At 67.9% G+C, this 16,698-nt stretch carries 16 protein-coding genes and 1 tRNA gene; 4 read left to right on the forward strand and 13 right to left on the reverse strand.

Annotation, left to right across the window (positions count from 1 at the left end; all coding sequences use genetic code 11):
- The first annotated feature begins 21 nt into the window (after positions 1-21).
- Together ACM14_RS07425 and ACM14_RS07430 are read left to right on the forward strand one after the other, a co-directional pair.
- The gene (locus ACM14_RS07425; RefSeq protein WP_065345763.1) at positions 22-1,047 is read left to right on the forward strand and encodes an AraC family transcriptional regulator; all 1,026 of its coding nucleotides are present in this window, start codon (positions 22-24) and stop codon (positions 1,045-1,047) included.
- 142 nt (positions 1,048-1,189) lie between these two features.
- Complete coding sequence (locus ACM14_RS07430) at positions 1,190-2,203, forward strand: tripartite tricarboxylate transporter substrate binding protein (protein WP_065345764.1); 1,014 nt, start codon at positions 1,190-1,192, stop codon at positions 2,201-2,203.
- On the opposite strand, the gene ACM14_RS07435 is transcribed toward ACM14_RS07430, so the two are convergent.
- The 6 genes from ACM14_RS07435 to ACM14_RS07460 all read right to left on the reverse strand — a co-directional run bounded on the left by ACM14_RS07435 (position 2,190) and on the right by ACM14_RS07460 (position 9,199).
- Positions 2,190-3,671 carry an amidase gene (locus ACM14_RS07435; protein ID WP_065345765.1) on the reverse strand — a complete coding sequence of 494 codons (1,482 nt, stop codon included), beginning with the start codon at positions 3,669-3,671 and terminating at the stop codon, positions 2,190-2,192. The genes ACM14_RS07430 and ACM14_RS07435 overlap by 14 nt on opposite strands.
- A gap of 100 nt (positions 3,672-3,771) precedes the next feature.
- Complete coding sequence (locus ACM14_RS07440; protein ID WP_013800854.1) at positions 3,772-5,265, reverse strand: ABC transporter substrate-binding protein; 1,494 nt, start codon at positions 5,263-5,265, stop codon at positions 3,772-3,774.
- A gap of 129 nt (positions 5,266-5,394) precedes the next feature.
- Positions 5,395-6,252 (reverse strand): ATP-binding cassette domain-containing protein, encoded by an 858-nt coding sequence (locus tag ACM14_RS07445; protein WP_065345792.1) that lies wholly within the window; start codon positions 6,250-6,252, stop codon positions 5,395-5,397.
- Positions 6,249-7,301: an ABC transporter ATP-binding protein gene (locus ACM14_RS07450; RefSeq protein ID WP_063328213.1), complete on the reverse strand. Its 1,053-nt coding sequence runs from the start codon at positions 7,299-7,301 to the stop codon at positions 6,249-6,251. Before ACM14_RS07450 ends, ACM14_RS07445 begins: the two co-directional genes overlap by 4 nt.
- 15 nt (positions 7,302-7,316) lie before the next feature.
- Positions 7,317-8,240, reverse strand: a complete 924-nt coding sequence (locus ACM14_RS07455; protein ID WP_065345766.1) for an ABC transporter permease — start codon at positions 8,238-8,240, stop codon at positions 7,317-7,319.
- Complete coding sequence (locus tag ACM14_RS07460; protein WP_013800857.1) at positions 8,237-9,199, reverse strand: ABC transporter permease; 963 nt, start codon at positions 9,197-9,199, stop codon at positions 8,237-8,239. Before ACM14_RS07460 ends, ACM14_RS07455 begins: the two co-directional genes overlap by 4 nt.
- Before the next feature lie 308 nt (positions 9,200-9,507).
- Between ACM14_RS07460 and ACM14_RS07465 the strand changes: the two genes are divergently transcribed.
- Positions 9,508-9,771: a YfhL family 4Fe-4S dicluster ferredoxin gene (locus ACM14_RS07465; protein ID WP_012207234.1), complete on the forward strand. Its 264-nt coding sequence runs from the start codon at positions 9,508-9,510 to the stop codon at positions 9,769-9,771.
- A 4-nt stretch (positions 9,772-9,775) separates the two neighbouring features.
- Here ACM14_RS07465 and pth read toward each other — a convergent pair whose 3' ends face one another.
- The 7 genes from pth to ACM14_RS07500 all read right to left on the reverse strand — a co-directional run bounded on the left by pth (position 9,776) and on the right by ACM14_RS07500 (position 15,705).
- On the reverse strand, positions 9,776-10,399 hold the full coding sequence (gene pth, locus ACM14_RS07470; RefSeq protein ID WP_065345767.1) for an aminoacyl-tRNA hydrolase: 624 nt from the start codon (positions 10,397-10,399) through the stop codon (positions 9,776-9,778).
- A 126-nt stretch (positions 10,400-10,525) separates the two neighbouring features.
- Complete coding sequence (locus ACM14_RS07475) at positions 10,526-11,155, reverse strand: 50S ribosomal protein L25/general stress protein Ctc (RefSeq protein WP_013800859.1); 630 nt, start codon at positions 11,153-11,155, stop codon at positions 10,526-10,528.
- A gap of 173 nt (positions 11,156-11,328) precedes the next feature.
- On the reverse strand, positions 11,329-12,288 hold the full coding sequence (locus tag ACM14_RS07480) for a ribose-phosphate pyrophosphokinase (RefSeq protein ID WP_012207231.1): 960 nt from the start codon (positions 12,286-12,288) through the stop codon (positions 11,329-11,331).
- 44 nt (positions 12,289-12,332) lie between these two features.
- A tRNA-Gln gene (locus ACM14_RS07485) sits at positions 12,333-12,409 on the reverse strand.
- Positions 12,410-12,438: 29 nt separating this feature from the next.
- Complete coding sequence (ispE, locus tag ACM14_RS07490) at positions 12,439-13,302, reverse strand: 4-(cytidine 5'-diphospho)-2-C-methyl-D-erythritol kinase (RefSeq protein WP_065345768.1); 864 nt, start codon at positions 13,300-13,302, stop codon at positions 12,439-12,441.
- Between the two features lie 70 nt (positions 13,303-13,372).
- Complete coding sequence (locus tag ACM14_RS07495) at positions 13,373-13,921, reverse strand: outer membrane lipoprotein LolB (RefSeq protein WP_254662014.1); 549 nt, start codon at positions 13,919-13,921, stop codon at positions 13,373-13,375.
- Complete coding sequence (locus tag ACM14_RS07500) at positions 13,918-15,705, reverse strand: tetratricopeptide repeat protein (protein ID WP_175403247.1); 1,788 nt, start codon at positions 15,703-15,705, stop codon at positions 13,918-13,920. The genes ACM14_RS07495 and ACM14_RS07500 overlap by 4 nt, the downstream gene beginning before the upstream one ends.
- 61 nt (positions 15,706-15,766) lie before the next feature.
- On the opposite strand from ACM14_RS07500, the gene mutM reads away from it, so the two are divergent.
- The gene (gene mutM / locus ACM14_RS07505) at positions 15,767-16,597 is read left to right on the forward strand and encodes a bifunctional DNA-formamidopyrimidine glycosylase/DNA-(apurinic or apyrimidinic site) lyase (protein WP_065345770.1); all 831 of its coding nucleotides are present in this window, start codon (positions 15,767-15,769) and stop codon (positions 16,595-16,597) included.
- Positions 16,598-16,698: the final 101 nt, after the last annotated feature.

Genomic DNA, 16,698 nt, shown 5'->3' on the forward strand with positions numbered 1-16,698 from the left:
GATGCCGTCTCCACCAAGCCCATGCCACAGACCACGGCCCACACCATTGCCATTGCCCAGGTCCTGCAGATCGTGCAGGGCGTGCAGCGCAATGGCATGGATGTGCCAGCCATCCTGCGCCGCGCCGGCATTGCGCCGGCCCTGCTGGAGGCGCCGCTGTCGCGCGTGACCCAGGCGCAGTACGCGGCGCTGATCCGCGTGCTGCGCCGCGTCTGCCGCGACGAGCTGTGGGGCCTGTGCCGCCATCCGCTGCCCGTGGGCAGTTTTGCCCAGGCCTGCCGCAGCATGCTGCCCTGCCGCACGCTGGGCGAGGCATTGCAGGCCGGGCTGCGTTTCTACCGCCTGGTGCTGCGCGACTTCGCTCCCCGGCTGCAGGTGGTGGATGGCGTGGCCCGCATCGCCATGGTGTCGCTGCGCGAGCGTGATGCGCCGCTGGCCTATGCCGAGCGTTCCTTTTGCTTTCTGGGCTATGGCGTCATGTCCTGGCTGGTGTCGCGCAGGATTGAGCTGACGGGCGTGTGCGCGCCGGCCGGAGCCAGCATGCCGTATGGCACGGAGGCGCAGCGCCTGTTCCTGGCGCCGCTGCAGCGTGACCGCGACTTCACGGGGCTGGAGTTCGATGCGCGCTGGCTGGAGCTGCCCGTGGTGCAGACCCCGGAGAGCCTGACCGAATTCCTGGACCAGGCGGCCATGGGCCTGGTGATCCGCTACCGAGACCGCACGCGCCTGGGCGAGCGCATCCGCCGCCTGCTGCGCCGCGATCTGACGGGGGAACTGCCTTCGCTGGAGCAGGTCGGCGCCGCGCTGTCCATGACACCGCAGACGCTGCGCCGCCGCCTGCGCGACGAAGGCCTGGGCTTCCAATCCCTCAAGGACGACCTGCGCCGCGACGCCGCCATCGAATTGCTGAACCGCCCGGATCTGACCCTGGCCGACATCGCGGCCCGCGTGGGGTTTGCGGAGGCCAGCACCTTTCACCGCGCCTTCAAGGGCTGGACCGGCCTGCCGCCGGGCGCCTACCGGCAGGCCCAGCATCGCGGCCGCTGATCTTTTTTGCCAATCATTTTGAGACGATCGGCGATTGGTGGCTGAAGGCCCGGTGGCCACACTGTCCATGGACCCTGCCACTGCGGCAGGGCACACCGCCCCGCCAACGAGGGCGGAGCACCGAAGGACAAGGAGACAAGCCATGGAATCGAGCCGACGCGGCTGCCTGAGGGCGGCGCTGGCATGCGCCGCCAGCGCCTCACTGGGTGCCGCCCTGGGAACAGCATCGCCGATCGCCTTTGCACAGCCGGCAGGCGGTGCCTATCCGTCCAAGCCGCTGCGCATGGTGATTCCCTATCCGGCGGGTGGCGGCACGGACATCATCGGCCGCATCATTGCCCAGCAACTGAGCCAGGCCTGGGGTCAGCCCGTGGTGGTGGAGAACCGGCCGGGCTCCAGCGGCATCATCGGCGGCGATGTGGTGGCCAAGTCGGCGCCCGATGGCTATACGCTGCTGCTGGGGATCACGGCCATGATCCAGGCGCCTGCGCTGTACGCAAAGATGCCTTATGACGTGCTCAAGGACTTTGCCCCCGTATCGCAGGTGGCCCTGTCCTCGGACCTGTTCGTGGTGCCGCGCGACGTGCCAGCCACGACGCTGCAGGAGTTCATCTCCCTGGTCAAGGCCCATCCGGGCAAGTACAGCAACGGCAACTACGGCAACGGCACCTCCTCGCACATGCATGGCGAGCTGCTGCGTGCCCGGGCCGGGCTGGATCTGGCGCTGATTCCCTACAAGGGCGCGGCGCCGCTGGTCAACGATGTGCTGGGCGGGCAGCTGTCGTCGGGCTTCATCGACGTGTCCTCGGCCAATGCGCACCTGAAGTCCGACAAGATCCGCATCCTGGCCATCACCGGCATGCAGCGCCATCCGGCGCTGCCCGAGGTGCCCACCTTTGCCGAGCTGGGGCTGGCGGGCTTCGAGGCCAATGGCTGGTTTGCCACCTTCGTGGCGGCGGGAACGCCCCGGCCCATCGTGGACAAGCTCTCGGCCGAGGTGCGGCGCATCGTGGCCTCGCCCGAACTCAGCGGCCGCCTGGCGGCCATGGGGCTGCGCCCGGTGGGCGGCACGCCCGAGGAGCTGTCAGCGGCCATGGCGCGCGACCTGCCGCGCTGGGCGCGCATCGTCAAGGATGCGGGGATCAGGCTGGAGTAGCCGGCACTGCTCGTGCCCGTGCCTGTGCGCCGTCTTCGCTGTCGCCAGTGCCCCGGCCCGGCGGCAGGGGCTGTGGCCAGGCAGGCTGCGGCGGCCGCAACTGCTCCAGCACACGGCTGAGCCGCAGCACGCCCAGGTCGTCAAAGCGGCGGCCCGCGATCTGCACGCCGATGGGCAGCTGCCCATCATGCCCGCAGGGCACGGACGCGGCGGGCTGCTCTGACATGTTGTAGGGCACGGTGAAGGCAATGTGCTCCAGCGGTCGCAGCGGGTCGTTGGTGGGGCTGGGCAGGTGGGCCGGGAAAGCCGTGATGGGCGCCACGGGCGACAGCACATAGTCGAAGGCCGCCGTGGCACGCACCGTGGCCACGCGCAGCAGGTGCGATTGCTGGCTGGCCACGAACAGCTGGGTGGCGGTGATGGACCCGGCACTGTCGGCCCAGTCGCGGATGAAGGGCAGGACCACGTGGCGCTGGGCGTCCGGCAGCGACTGCATTTCCACATGCGAGCGCATGCGCCAGAAATGGTCGAGGCCGTCGAGCATGTCGCGGGTGAGCCAGGGCTGGATGATCTCGATATGGGCACCGGCCGATTCCAGCCAGGCCGCAGCCTGCTCCACCACGGCACGCACGCGGGGCTGCAAGGGCAGGCCGCAGCCGGCATCCAGCAGCAGGCCTATGCGCAGGCCGCGCACCTGGGCGGGGTCCATGTCGAAGCCGCTCCAGGCAATGTCCTGGTGCGGCAGGCCCATGCTGTCGCGCGCATCGGGCAGGGACAGCGCCTGCATCATCAGTGCGGCATCGGCCACGCTGCGCGTCATGGGGCCGGCGCAGCGGCCGGTATAGGGCGGGTCGATGGGCACGCGGCCCAGGCTGGGCTTGAGGCCGAAGATGCCGCACCAGCCTGCGGGCAGGCGGATGGAGCCGCCAATGTCCGTGCCCACATGCAGCGGCCCGTAGCCGGCTGCCGTAGCGGCGCCTGCGCCTGCGCTGGAGCCGCCCGGCGTCTTGTCCAGATCCCAGGGGTTGAAGGTGTTGCCGTGCAGCGAGGACAGGCCCGAGGACAGCATGCCGTAGTCGGGCATGGTGGTCTTGGCGAAGAGGATGGCGCCCGCCTCGCGTAGCCGCGCGGCGGGTGGTGCATCCAGCGGGGCCGCGACCTGGGGCGTGGCGGCCGTGCCCACGGGGGTGGGGTCGCCGCGCGTGGCGATGTTGTCCTTGACCGTGGCGGGGACGCCGTCCAGCAGGCCTGCCGGCTCGCCGCGCAGCCAGCGCGCCTCGCTGGCGCGTGCCTGGGCCAGTGCGGCCTCGGGGCGCAGCAGGTAGGTGGCGCCCAGGGTCGGCTCCCAGCGCTGCACATGGGCCAGCAGCTCGTGCATGACCTCGACGGGCGAGAGGCTGCCCTCCCGGTAGGCGCGCAGCAGCGCATGGGCGGGTAGGTCGTGCAGGGCCTGTGTCGTTCCAGTCATCGCGGCTTCCTTGAGGATGGCGGTTCCAGCGGCAGATCCGCCGCAGTGTGGACCGGGGCCACCGGCGCGCCTGTCGCCTGTGGCTCAGCCGGTGCGCGGCTCAGGTGGCCCAGGACAGTGCCGAGAGATCGTTGACGAAGATGGGCATGTCCTTCCACAGTCCGCGCAGGTTCTTGTTGGCCACGGTGACCCATTGCGGCGTGTAGAGGAAGGCGTGCACGCAATCCTGGGCCAGCAGGCGCTGGGCATCGCCCAGCAGGCGCGAGCGGTCGGCGGGGCGCGAGGCGTTCTTGATCTTGTCGTACAGCTCGTTGAACTGGGCGGACTCGTAGCCCCAGTAGTAGTCGGGCTTGGCGAAGTTGCCCAGGTCGAAGGGCTCGACATGGGAGATCAGCGTCAGGTCGTAGTTCTTGAGGGTGTAGGTGCCCGACAGCCACTGCGCCCATTCGACGTTCTGCAGCTTGGCGCGGATGCCGATCTTGGCCAGCTGCGCGGCAATCACTTCGCCGCCCTGGCGCGCGTAGGGCGTGGGCGGCAGCGTCATGGTCAGCTCCAGCGGGGTCTTGACGCCGGCCTCGGCCAGCAGCGCCTTGGCCTTTTCCACGTCGAAGGGGTTGATGCCCGTGGTGTCCACGTAGCCGAAGGCCGTGGGCACGTAGTAGCTGCCGATGGGCAGGCCGTAGCCGTCACCCGCGCCGTCGATCACGGCCTTGCGGTCGATGGCCGCGGCGATGGCGCGGCGCACGCGCGCGTCGCCCAGGGGCTTGCGTGCGTTGTTCATGGCCAGGATGGTCTTGGCGCGCGAGCCGCTGACCACGACCTGGAAGCGCCCGTTGGCCTTGAACTGGGCCACGCTGCGCGGCGTCACGCGCGGGAAGGCATCGACGTCGCCAGCCAGCAGCGCAGCGACCTGGGCCGCAGGGTCCGAGATGAAGCGAAAGCTGGCGCGGCGAATGCGCAGGCCGGAGGCCATGCGGTGTTGCGGCCAGGCCGTGAGCGTGACCGAGGCGCCCTTGCTCCAGTTGCCCAACTGGTAAGGGCCCGTGCCCACGGGGCGCGTGGCGTTGGTGGCCGCGCTCTTGGGCTCGACGATGATGGAAGTCGCCTGGCCGAGCACGAAGAGGAAGTCGGGATCGATGTCCTTGTTGATCACGACCACGGTATGGTCGTCCACCACGCGCGTGGACAGGGAGGCGAAGGTCCGCTTGTCCTTGTTGGTGCTCTTGTCGTCGCCCGCCCGGTCGAAGGAATACTTCACGCTGTGGGCGTTGCAGGGCTCGCCGTTCTGAAAACTCACGCCCTTGCGCAGGCGAAAGGTGTAGGTCTTGAGGTCGGGCGAGACCTCCCAGCTCTCGGCCAGCAGCGGCGAGACGCTGCCGTCCGGGTTGATCTTGGTCAGCGTCTCGAACAGGTTGTAGAGCACGATCTCGCCGATGGACGATGCGGCGCCGGCCGTGGGGTCCAGCCCCGGGGGCTCCAGCGTCATCGCCAGCGTGATGCTGTCCTTGCGGCTCTGGGCCAGCGCAGGCCAGGGCATCAGCAGGGGCAGGCCGGCAGCAGCGGAGCTGGCCAGCAGGGAACGGCGGTTGAACATGAACAGGTCTCCGGAAATTCTTGCAGATGGTTCTCGGGCCGCTGTCTGCGGCCTGCAGCAGTGTTTTTACACCACGACGCACGGGTGCGTGGCCCTGGGGGCCTGGTCCGCGCGGGCGGCCGTCAGCTTTCAGGCCCGGTGCTGCAGGGCGATGCGCGGCACGGCCCGGACCAGGGCCTGCGTATACGGGTGCTGTGGGGCGTGGAACAGCTGCTGCGGTGCTCCGCGCTCGACGATGCGGCCCTCGCTCAGCACGATGGCGTCGTCGCACAGGTGCTGGACCACGGCCAGGTCGTGGCTGATGAACAGATAGGACAGGCCCAGCTGCTGCTGCAGATCGTGCAGCAGGTTCAGCACCTGGGCCTGCACCGATACGTCCAGCGCACTCACGGGCTCATCGGCCACGATGAGGCGGGGCCGTGTGATCAATGCCCGCGCAATGGCGATGCGCTGGCGCTGGCCGCCCGAGAACTCGTGCGGGTACTTGTCCAGATCCTGCGCGCGCAGGCCGACCTGTTCCAGCGTGGCGCGGGCCAGGTCGCGCCGGGCGCTGCGTTCGGGCGACGCAGGCTGTGCGAGCAGGGGTTCGCAGACGATGTGCTCCACCGTCATGCGCGGGTCCAGCGAGCCGTAGGGGTCCTGGAACACCATCTGGAAATCGCGGCGCGCCATGCGCAGGGCCTGGTTGCCGAGCCGGTGCAGGTCCTGGCCCAACAGCCGCACGCTGCCGGCGCTGGGCGTGTCCAGCGCCATGACCAGGCGTGCCAGCGTGGACTTGCCTGAGCCCGACTCGCCCACCACGCCCAGGCTGCGCCCCGCCGCCAGCGTGAAATCCACGCCGCGCAGCGCATGCACCTGCTCCGGCGCGCGCCACAGCGACCGGCGCGGCAGCTGGTAGCTGCGGGTCAGACCTGTCACTTGCAGCAGGGGTGCATCGGCAGCCGGTAGCGTCTGGACCGGTGGCGTCTGGAGGGGGTGCCCTGTCATGCGCATTCCTGTGCAGGCAGGCCCTGTGCAATGGCCTCGGGGCGCAGGCAGCGCACCACATGCGGCTGTGCCCAGGCCTGCAGTGATGCTGGCGTGGGCCGCTGCGGGCGCTCCAGTACCACGGGGCGCGGGCGCTCGCTGTGGCAGGCCGGCTCGGTGAAGCTGCAGCGGCCCGCGAAGGCGCAGCCGGCCGGCAGGTCCACCAGCTCGGGCACGGTGCCGGCAATGGTGGGCAGCCGGGCCGGCGGCAGGCTGCCGGGGGCGGACAGGTCCAGCTGGGGCCTGGCCGCGAACAGGCCGCGCGTATAGGGATGGGCGCGGCGCGCGAAGATGGCCTCGGTCATGCCGCTTTCGACCACGCTGCCGCCGTACATGACCAGCAACTGCTCCACGTTCTGCGCTATCACGCCCAGGTCGTGCGAGATCAGCAGCAGGGCCATGGAATGCTCGGCTACCAGTTCCTGCAGCAGGTCCAGGATTTGCTGCTGAACGGTCACGTCCAGCGCCGTCGTGGGTTCGTCGGCAATCAGCAGGTCGGGCCCGCAGGCCAGGGCCATGGCGATGGTGATGCGCTGGCGCTGGCCGCCCGAGAACTGGTGCGGATAGTCGTCATAGCGCTGGGCCGCACGGGCAATGCCCACGCGCTCCAGCAGCGCCACCGCATGCGCGCGCGCGGCCTGGCGGCCCAGGCGCAGGTGATGGCGCAGCGGCTCGGCCACCTGGCGGCCGATGCCGTGCACGGGGTTCAATGCCGTCATCGGCTCCTGGAACACCATGGCCATGCGGTTGCCGCGCAGGCGGCACAGCGCGTTCTCGTCCATGTCCAGCAGCTCCTTGCCGTTGAGCTGGATGCTGCCGTCCACCTGCGCATGCTCGGGCAGCAGGCCCATCAGCGCCAGGGCGGTCAGCGACTTGCCGCAGCCCGACTCGCCGATCAGGCCCAGCGTGGCGCCGCGCTCCAGGATGAACTCCAGGTTCTGCACGGCGCGCGCGCGGCCGCGCGGGGTCTGCAAGGTGATGGTGAGGCCGGAGACTTCGAGCAGGGGCATGGGCGCGTGCCTTCCTCAGCGCTGGCGCGACAGGCGCGGGTCGAGCAGATCGCGCAGCCCGTCGCCCAGCAGGTTGAGCCCGAGCACCGACAGCGCAATGGCCAGGCCCGGCCACACGGCCAGCAGCGGTGCCTGGAACATGAGGGTCTGCGCCTCGCTGAGCATGCGGCCCCAGGAGGCCTGGGGCGGCTGAGTGCCCAGGCCCAGATAGGACAGGGCGGCCTCGGCCAGAATGGCCAGCGCGAACTGGATGGTGGCCTGCACCACCAGCACCGGCAGGATGTTGGGCAGCACATGGCGCCAGGTGATGCTGGCGCGGCCATGTCCGCAGGCGCGTGCGGCCAGCACGTATTCGCGCGCCCACACGGCCTTGGCCGATGCCCGCGTGATGCGCGCGAAGGTGGGGATGTTGAAGATGCCGATGGCAATGATGGCGTTGACGATGCCTGCGCCGAACACGGCCGTGAGCATGATGGCCGACAGCAGCGCGGGAAAGGCAAAGCTGAAATCGGCCAGCCGCATGATGGCCTCTTCCACCCAGCCCCTGCGGGCTGCCGCGACCAGGCCCAGCGCCACGCCCATCGACAGCCCGATGCCCACGGCAATCACGCCGACCAGGATGGAGCTGCGCGCGCCCAGGAACAGCAGCGAGGCCACGTCCCGCCCATAGGCGTCGGTGCCCAGCCAGTGCAGGGCGCCCGGTGCAGCCAGCTTGGCGTCCATGTCCATGTCGTAGGCAGAGCCCGGCGTCCACCAGAAAGACAGCAGGGCCGTGAGCAGCAGCAGCGCGGTCAGCACCGCTCCCAGCAGGAAGCTGCGGTGGCCCAGCATGCGCCGGCCCGCTCCGGCGGGCGCGCCCAGGGTGACGGCCCGCGTGGGCCGGTGGCCCGGTGGCGGGGCGGAGGGAGAGGGCGAAGGAGGGCTGTGCGGCTGGCTCATACGTCGCTGGCTTCGATGCGCGGATCAATGGCCGCGTACAGCACGTCCACGATGAAGTTGATGACCACCACCATGGCCGCCAGCAGCAGCACGCAGTTGCGCACCACGATCAGGTCGCGGTTGGCGATGGACTGGAAGATCAGCCGGCCCAGACCCGGCAGGTAGAACACGTTCTCCACCACGATGGTGCCGGCCAGCAGCTGGGCGAACTGCAGGCCCATGACCGTGAGCACGGGAATCATGGCGTTGCGCAGCACATGGCCCCAGAGCACGGCACGGCGCGACAGTCCCTTGGCGCGGGCCGTGCGCACGAAGTCCTCGCGCAGCACCTCCAGCACGGCCGAGCGCGTGATGCGCGCCAGGATGGCCGCCTGCACCACGGCCAGCGAGATGGCCGGCAGCAGCAGCGCCTGCAGTGCCTGCAGCGGGCCGCCGCCGTCGGCCTCGCTCCAGCCGGGAAAGCCGCCGGCGGAAAACCATTGCAGCTTCACCGAGAACACCAGGATCAGCAGGATGGCAAACCAGAAATTGGGGATGGCGATGCCGACCTGTGCCAGGCCCATGATGCCCAGGTCGCCCCAGCGGTTGTGGCGCGAGGCGGCATAGATGCCGGCGGCCAGTGCCAGCACGGTCGTGATGAGCATGGCCATCACGGCCAGCGGCACGGTGACGGCCAGCCGTTCCAGCACCAGCTCGCTGACCGGCGTGCTGTAGGCGTAGCTCAGGCCCATGTCGCCGTGCAGCAGTCCCTGCAGCCACTGCAGGTAGCGCTGCCAGGCCGGCTGGTCCAGCCCCAGTTGCACGGCCAGCGCCTGCACCGCCTCGGGCGCGGCATCGGGGCCCATCAGCGTCTGGGCGGCATTGCCGGGCAGCACCTCCAGCACGCCGAAAACCACGGCTGATGCGCCCAGCAGCGTGGCTGCCAGCATCAGCAGGCGCTTGAGCAGAAAGATGCTCATGGGCAATCGGCCTCGGCAGGGTGGGTGGCGGTCACGTCGGCGGAGTGGGTGGGTTGTTCTTGGAAGGGCCCGAATGGTACTGCGCACGGCCCATGCGCGCAGCATAGCGGCCTTTGAAGCGGCAGGGCCCCGATGGACGGGGACGCGGCCATCGATTTCAGGGCGCCGGGCTTGCCCGTGCAGCCTCCATGCTTATGTGGCGGACAGGATAATGGCGGCATGACTGATGCCACCTTGCTGCAAGGCCCGTTCGGGGCACATGGGCCCGCCCGGCCCGGAGCGTGGCTGGCACTTGCGAGGGACCTGCCATGGCTTTGATGATCACCGACGAATGCATCAACTGCGATGTCTGCGAGCCCGAGTGCCCGAACGATGCGATCTCCATGGGCGAGGAGTACTACGAGATCGAGCACAGCAAGTGCACGGAGTGCGTGGGCCATTTCGATGAGCCCCAGTGCGTGCAGATCTGCCCGGTGGCCTGCATTCCCGTGAATCCCGCCCATGTGGAAGACCGCGAGACGCTGATGCAGAAGTACCTGCGTCTGCAGTCCCAGGCTCCCGCTTCTTCCTGAACGTTCAGCCCTTGTCGCTCTCGGCCGTGGCCGGGCGTGCAGGCTTGGGGCGCGGCGGCTTGGTGGTGTGGATCAGCAAGGTTGCCTTGTCCATGTTGCCGGCCTGCAGTTCGGGCCAGGCCTTGAGGGAGTGGGCGATGCTGTCCTCGATCAGCTGGCGCTGGTCGGGTGCGGGCTTCTTGAGCACCCAGTTGGCGACTTCGGCCTTGTGGCCCGGATGGCCTATGCCGATGCGCAGCCGCCAGTAGTCGGCCGAGCCCAGCTGGGCATGGATATCGCGCAGGCCGTTGTGGCCGCCGTGGCTGCCGCCGCGCTTGAGCTTGACCTGGCCGGGCTCGAAGTCCAGTTCGTCATGGACCACCAGGACTTCCTCGGGCAGGATCTTGAAGAAGCGCGCCAGCGCGCCCACCGACTTGCCCGACAGGTTCATGAAGGTCTGCGGCTGCAGCAGCCAGACGTTCTCGCCGCGCACGCTGGCACGGGCCATGAGGCCGAAGTAGCTGCGCTCGGGCACCAGTTGGACCTTGAGTTCGCGCGCCAGCGCATCAATCCACCAAAAGCCCGCGTTGTGGCGGGTGTCCTCATACTCCGGCCCGGGGTTGCCCAGGCCGACAAACAATTTGATCATCGGGCGATTATCTCCATGGCGGCCGCAGCCGGCGGGCGAGGGTGCTCCCCCATGCAAAAGGCCCACGCGAGGTGGGCCTTTTGCAGGTTTGCGGCAGCCGGGGCCACCGCAAGGGAAAGCCAAGAATTACTTCTTGCCCTTCTTGGCCGGAGCGGCCGGGGCTGCCACGGGAGCTGCCGATGCATCAGGAGCCACTTCGGGCAGCTTGATGGAGATCAGGGCGGGGTTCTTGTTGGAACCGCGCACCACGGCCTTCACGCCGTTGGGCAGCTTGACGCCTTGCAGGCCCAGGGTGGACTTGGAAGTCAGGCCGCTCAGGTCGACGGTGATGAACTCGGGCAGTTGGGCGGGCATGCACACCACGTCCAGTTCATGGACCAGGGGAGTGATCGTGCAGTTCTCGACCTTGACGGCCTGGGACTGTTCCATGCCTTCGAAGTGCAGCGGCACCTTCAGGTGAACCTTGGTCTTGTCGTCAACGCGCTGGAAGTCCACGTGCAGGATGAGCTGCTTGTAGGGGTGGAATTGCACGTCGCGCAGCACGACCTTGGAGGTCTGGCCGTTGACTTCCATGTCCAGGATGCTGGAGTGGAACACTTCCTTCTTCAGGGCGTGCCACAGGGCGTTGTGATCGATTTCGATCAGTTGGGCTTCGGCAGCACCGCCGTAGACGATGCCAGGGGCCTTGCCCGAATTGCGCAGACGGCGGCTCGCACCCGTACCTTGCTTGGCGCGCTCAAAAGCGACGAATTGCATAACTAACTCCTAGATGGATGGACCGCGACCAGCCTCATCCGTTGATAAAAGAACGCCTGTCCGATGCGGACCAGGCTGCTCTTGCGGTGTCCCGGGGTGGTCCTGAAACCACTCCGGAACGCGCAAACCTCCCGAAGGAGGTTTGCTGGGTTCCGACCACAGGGGCCAATATTTTATTCAGAGAACAGGCTCAGCACCGAATCACCGGTGGAAATCCGCTGGATCGTCTGGGCAATCAGGGGTGCCACGGACAGTTGGCGGATCTTGCCGCAGGCCTGTGCCTCGGCGCTCAGGGGAATGGTGTTGGTCACCACGACCTCGTCCAGGGCGTTGCCGTTGCCGATGCGCTCGATGGCCGGACCCGAGAAGATCGGGTGCGTGCAGTAGGCATAGACACTCTTGGCGCCGCGCTGCTTGAGCACTTCGGCCGCCTTCACCAGCGTGCCGGCGGTGTCGATCATGTCATCCATGATCACGCAGTTGCGGCCGTCGATGTCGCCGATGACATGCATGACTTCGGAGACATTCGCCTTGGGGCGGCGCTTGTCGATGATGGCCAGGTCGCAACCGAGCTGCTTGGCCAGCGCACGTGCGCGGACCACGCCGCCGACGTCAGGGGAGACGACGATCAGGTCTTCGTAGTTCTTCTGGCGCAGATCGCCCAGCAGCACCGGCGTGGCATAGATGTTGTCCACGGGGATGTCGAAGAAGCCCTGGATCTGGTCTGCGTGCAGGTCCATGGTCAGGACGCGCTCGACGCCCACGGCCTGCAGCATGTTGGCCACGACCTTGGCCGTGATCGGCACGCGGGTGGAGCGCGGGCGGCGGTCCTGGCGGGCGTAGCCGAAGTAGGGAATCACCGCGCAGATGCGCTCGGCCGATGCACGCTTGAGCGCGTCCACCATGACCAGCAGTTCCATCAGGTTGTCGTTGGTCGGTGCGCAGGTGGATTGCACGACGAAGACGTCGCGCGTACGCACGTTCTGCTTGATCTCGACGGCGACTTCTCCATCGGAGAAGCGACCCACGTCGGCTGCGCCCAGCGTGGTGCCGAGGTGCTGAACGATTTCAGTGGCCATGCCAGGATTGGCATTGCCGGTGAAGACCATGATGTCAGGATGATGTGAATGCATTGAGCGCCCCAGTACGATGGGTTTGCCTTGACGCGAAAGACGTTTGGCAGGGGAGGAAGGACTCGAACCCTCGCATGCCGGAATCAAAATCCGGTGCCTTTACCAACTTGGCGACTCCCCTACACAGGCCTTCTGCCGCAGGCAGACAGCCTATAAACTTTCATCTTTCAGCCAATCCTTGAGAGGATGGGCCTGCAGATTGCCGCAAACTCTGACGTTCCAGGCGCCAGGGGCATCCTTTAAGTCAATCGTTTGCGTCAGTGGTGCAAATACTGCACTTCCTGAGCCCGTCATTCTAGCATGCAGTTTTAGTGAGTTTAGCCAATCGATGGCTTTTTTCACTTCAGGCTGCAGCCTTTCGGCGACAGGCTGCAAGTCGTTTTGGCCAAAGCCATAGTGATCTGCAGCAAAGTCTTCGATTGTAGCATGGGCGTGATCGCGCTTGAGGGTTGCGTCGCGGAAGATGGACAGGGTCTCCAGCCCCGCCTCGGGCTTGACCACCACGAACCGCTGGGGCGGCAGGGCATTGGCCTGTTCCAGCGGCGTGATGTGCTCGCCTATGCCTTCCACCCAGGCGGAGTTGCCGCACAGAAAGAAAGGCACATCGGCGCCCAGGTCCAGTGCAATGCGCTGCAGCTCGCGCCGCGTCAGGTTCAACTGCCACAGGCGGTTCAGTGCGATCAGGGTCGATGCCGCATCCGACGAGCCCCCGCCCATCCCGGCCTGCGCCGGCAGGCGCTTTTCCACGCCGATGTGCACGCCCGCGCTGCAGCCGGTCGCCTGCTGCAGAGCCCGTGCGGCCCGCACGATGAGATCGTCGGCAGGAAGTGCCATGCCCGACAGGTCCTCGCGGCTGATCTGGCCGTCGCCACGCCGGTCGAAGTGCAGCGTGTCATGCCAGTCCAGCAGCATGAAGACCGATTGCAGCAGGTGATAGCCATCGGCGCGGCGGCCGGTGATGTGGAGGAACAGGTTGAGCTTGGCCGGAGCCGGCACGTCGTGGAGCGAGCGCATGGGCTGGAGAGGATGAGGAAAAAGAGGCAGGTGCGGCAGCTGGGGATGGAGCAGGCGCGCCCGGCGGAAATCAGGGCGTGTCGAGCACGATGCGCAGCGCGGCCGGCGGCTGCGGGTCATTGCGCCGGGCGGACAGGCGGCCCTGCTCCATGCGGGAGAGGTCGACCTGCCAGCCTGCGGCTGCGGTGGCCCGGCCCTGCAGCCAGTCGAACAGGGCGGCAATGGGCAGATCGCTGCCGGTCAGCTCCTGCACCAGTGCGGGCAGCGAGTCCGAGGTCTTGCGCTCCTCGCCTTGTTGCAGGCTTGCCTGTCCCGGTTCCCAGAGCAGACGCGCCAGTGTCGAGCCCAGGGGCGTGAACAGCAGCAACTCGCCGCGCTGGGGCGTGCCCAGCAGCTCGAAGCCTGCGCTGAAGGATTGGTTTTGCGCATCTTCCACCTGCAGCGCCAGCCGGCCCGCCCAGTGGCCTGCAGCGGTGGGGGCGGTTGCGTCGGCCTGCAGCTGGCGGGGTGGCAGCGCACAGCCGGCCAGGGCCAGCAGTGCGGCGGCGGCCGCCGTGGCGCACAGCTGCCGGCGTGCAAGGGCGGGATGCGGCAACCCGGGCACGGCGCGGTAGCTCAAAGCGAGACGCCCAGGCGGCGCAGGGTTTCGCGCAGGGTCGTGTTGTCGGGACTGGTGGCCAGGCCCTGGCGCCAGATCTTCTGCGCGCGTTCGCGATCGCCCTTGGCCCAGAGCACTTCGCCCAGGTGTGCGGCGATCTCCACGTCGGGGCGTGATGCGTAGGCGCTTTCGAGCAGCCTGAGGGCTTCGTCCAGGTCGCCCCGGCGGAATTTCACCCAGGCAAGGCTGTCGGTGATGAAGGGGTCGCCAGGCGACATTTCCAGCGCCTTGCTGACGAGCTTTTCGGCTTCATCCAGATGGATGCCGCGTTCGGCGAAGGAGTAGCCCAGCGCGTTGTAGGCGTGCTGGAAATCAGGCTGGCGCGCGATGATGCCGCGCAGCAGCCGCTCCATTTCGTCATGCTTGCCAATGCGCTCCGCCAGCAGGGCGGTGTCATAGGCGAGCTCGGCGTCTTCAGGGTCCTGCTTTTGCAACTCGGCCTGCAGCGCGTAGGCCTGGGCATTCTGATTGGCATCGCGCAGCAGCTGCACTTCGGCCAGGCGCTTGAGCCGCTGCTGGCTGGGGCCGCTGGCGGGCACGGCCTCGATGAGGGCGCGGGCTTCCTTGAGCTTGCCCTGGCGCGCGAGCAGGGCGGCACGGCGCGCCTGCACGCTCAGCAGGTTGGGCGCGTCGTCGATGCGGCGCAGCAGGGCGTCGGCCTCGGCGAACTTGCCCTGCTTTTCTGCAATCTGGGACTGCAGCAGGTAGTACTGGGACTGGGCCGCACTGCGCGCCACACCGGCGGGAATCTGCGGCACGAGCTTGCCGAAGCGCTCGGTGGACGCCTGGGCTGCATCCACGTCGTTGGACTGCAGCTGCAGCGCGGCCAGCGTGGCCCAGGCTTCGGCGTAGTCGGGGGAATCCACGGTGATGGAGACCAGCTGCTGGCGGGCCTCGTCCATGCGCTGCTGACCCAGCAGCACGCGGGCATAGGCCATGCGCATCTGGGCTGAAGGGTTCTTGGCCAGGTAGCGTTTGACGATGGGCTCCGCCTCAGGCATGCCGGCTTCCAGCAGTTCCATGGACAGCAGGGCCACGGGGCCGGTATCGGGTGTCAGCGCCTGTGCCTTTTGCACGGCCTGCATGGCGGCAGCCTTCTGCCCGGCGCCCAGGCGCATGTGGCCGATGGTGGCCCAGGCAAGGGGGCCGCTGGCGGGGTTGTCGGTTTCGCCGGCCATTGCCTGCTCGACCACATCGGCCGCCAGGACCTTGTCGCTGGCATTGTTGTAGAGCTGGGTGATGCCCAGGTAGGTGGCGGGCTTGGAGGGCGCAGGCGTGGCCTCGATCTCGCGCTTGAGATAGCTGCCGGTATCGGCGATGCGGTTCAGTGCCACCAGGATCTGGAGCACGAAGCGGTTGGCGTCGCGGGACTGGGGGAAGGCGTCCAGCCAGGCGCGGGCATTGGCCAGGGCGCGCTCGCCGGAGCGCGACTGCAGCGCCAGCTCGGTGCCGCGCCGGTACAGCTGCTCGCTGCCGCTGGTGCGTGCGGCCTCCATCATCATGGCCTGAGCGTCGCCCAGCGCACCTTCGCTGGCGGCGATCTCGCCGACCAGGATCTCGTAGAACAGCTCGGCGTTGAGGGCGGCGCGATCGTCCTCCGCAGAGGCGGCGGCGGACGAGGGAGGTTCGGGGGATTCCGTCTCGATGGTGGCTGCGGTCTTGCCCGGGAGTGCCCAGGCAGTGGCGGAACCCATGGCCAGGGCTGCTGCCACGGCAAGTCCCTGAAGGCGAAGGCGATGATCCATCGAACCATAATAATCGAAGCCCAGACCACATTTCGCACAACTACAGCACAACCCGGATCGCATGCCTGAATTGCCAGAAGTAGAAGTCACGCGGCGCGCTTTTGCCGCGCAGATCGCCGGAGCGCGCATTGAATCCGTGGCCTTGGGCAAGCCCTTGCGCTGGCCGTTGGGCATTGCCCCCGAGCAGCTGGCTGGGCGCGATGTGCACGGCGTGCGTCGGCGCGGCAAGTATCTGCTGATGGAACTGAGCGAGGGCCTGCTGATGCTGCACCTGGGCATGTCGGGCAGCCTGCGTTTCGTGGCCCCCCATGAAGCACCGCTGGGGCCTGCAGGGACGCATGACCATTTCGACCTGCAGACCAGCAAGGGCCTGCTACGGCTGCATGATCCGCGGCGCTTTGGTGCGGTGATGTATGTGGCGGCCGAGAGCGATCCCTGGGCGCGCAGGCTGCTGGACCATCTGGGGATGGAGCCGCTGGATGACAGCTTCTCGTTCGAGACCTTCCGGGCCGGCCTGAAGGCCAGCCGCACGCCCATCAAGCAATTGCTGCTGAACGGCAGTGTGGTCGTGGGCGTGGGCAATATCTATGCGTCCGAGGTGCTGTTCATGGCGCGCATCGCGCCCACGCAGCCGGCCTGCGAGGTCGGGCCGCGCAAGGTGCGCCGGTTGTTCGAGGAGATCCGCCGTGTGCTGGCCCTGGCGGTGGAGCAGGGCGGCACGACGCTGCGCGATTTCTCCGCGCCCGATGGCATGGCCGGCCACTTCCAGCTGCAGGCCAAGGTCTATGGCCGCGAAGGCCTGCCCTGCACGCACTGCGGCTCGCCCGTGCAAATGCTGCGCCAGGGGCAGCGCAGCACCTACTTCTGCGCGCGGTGCCAGAAGGCGGGATGATCGCTTCAAAAAACGGAGCGAATTCTCAACGTCTCGTAACGCCTGTTGCGGCTGCATTGCGGCAGGTCCCGCGAAGCATTTGCAGAAAACGCCTGTTTCTG

The sequence above is a fragment of the Delftia sp. JD2 genome, from assembly GCF_001682645.1.
Classification (GTDB): domain Bacteria; phylum Pseudomonadota; class Gammaproteobacteria; order Burkholderiales; family Burkholderiaceae_C; genus Comamonas; species Comamonas acidovorans.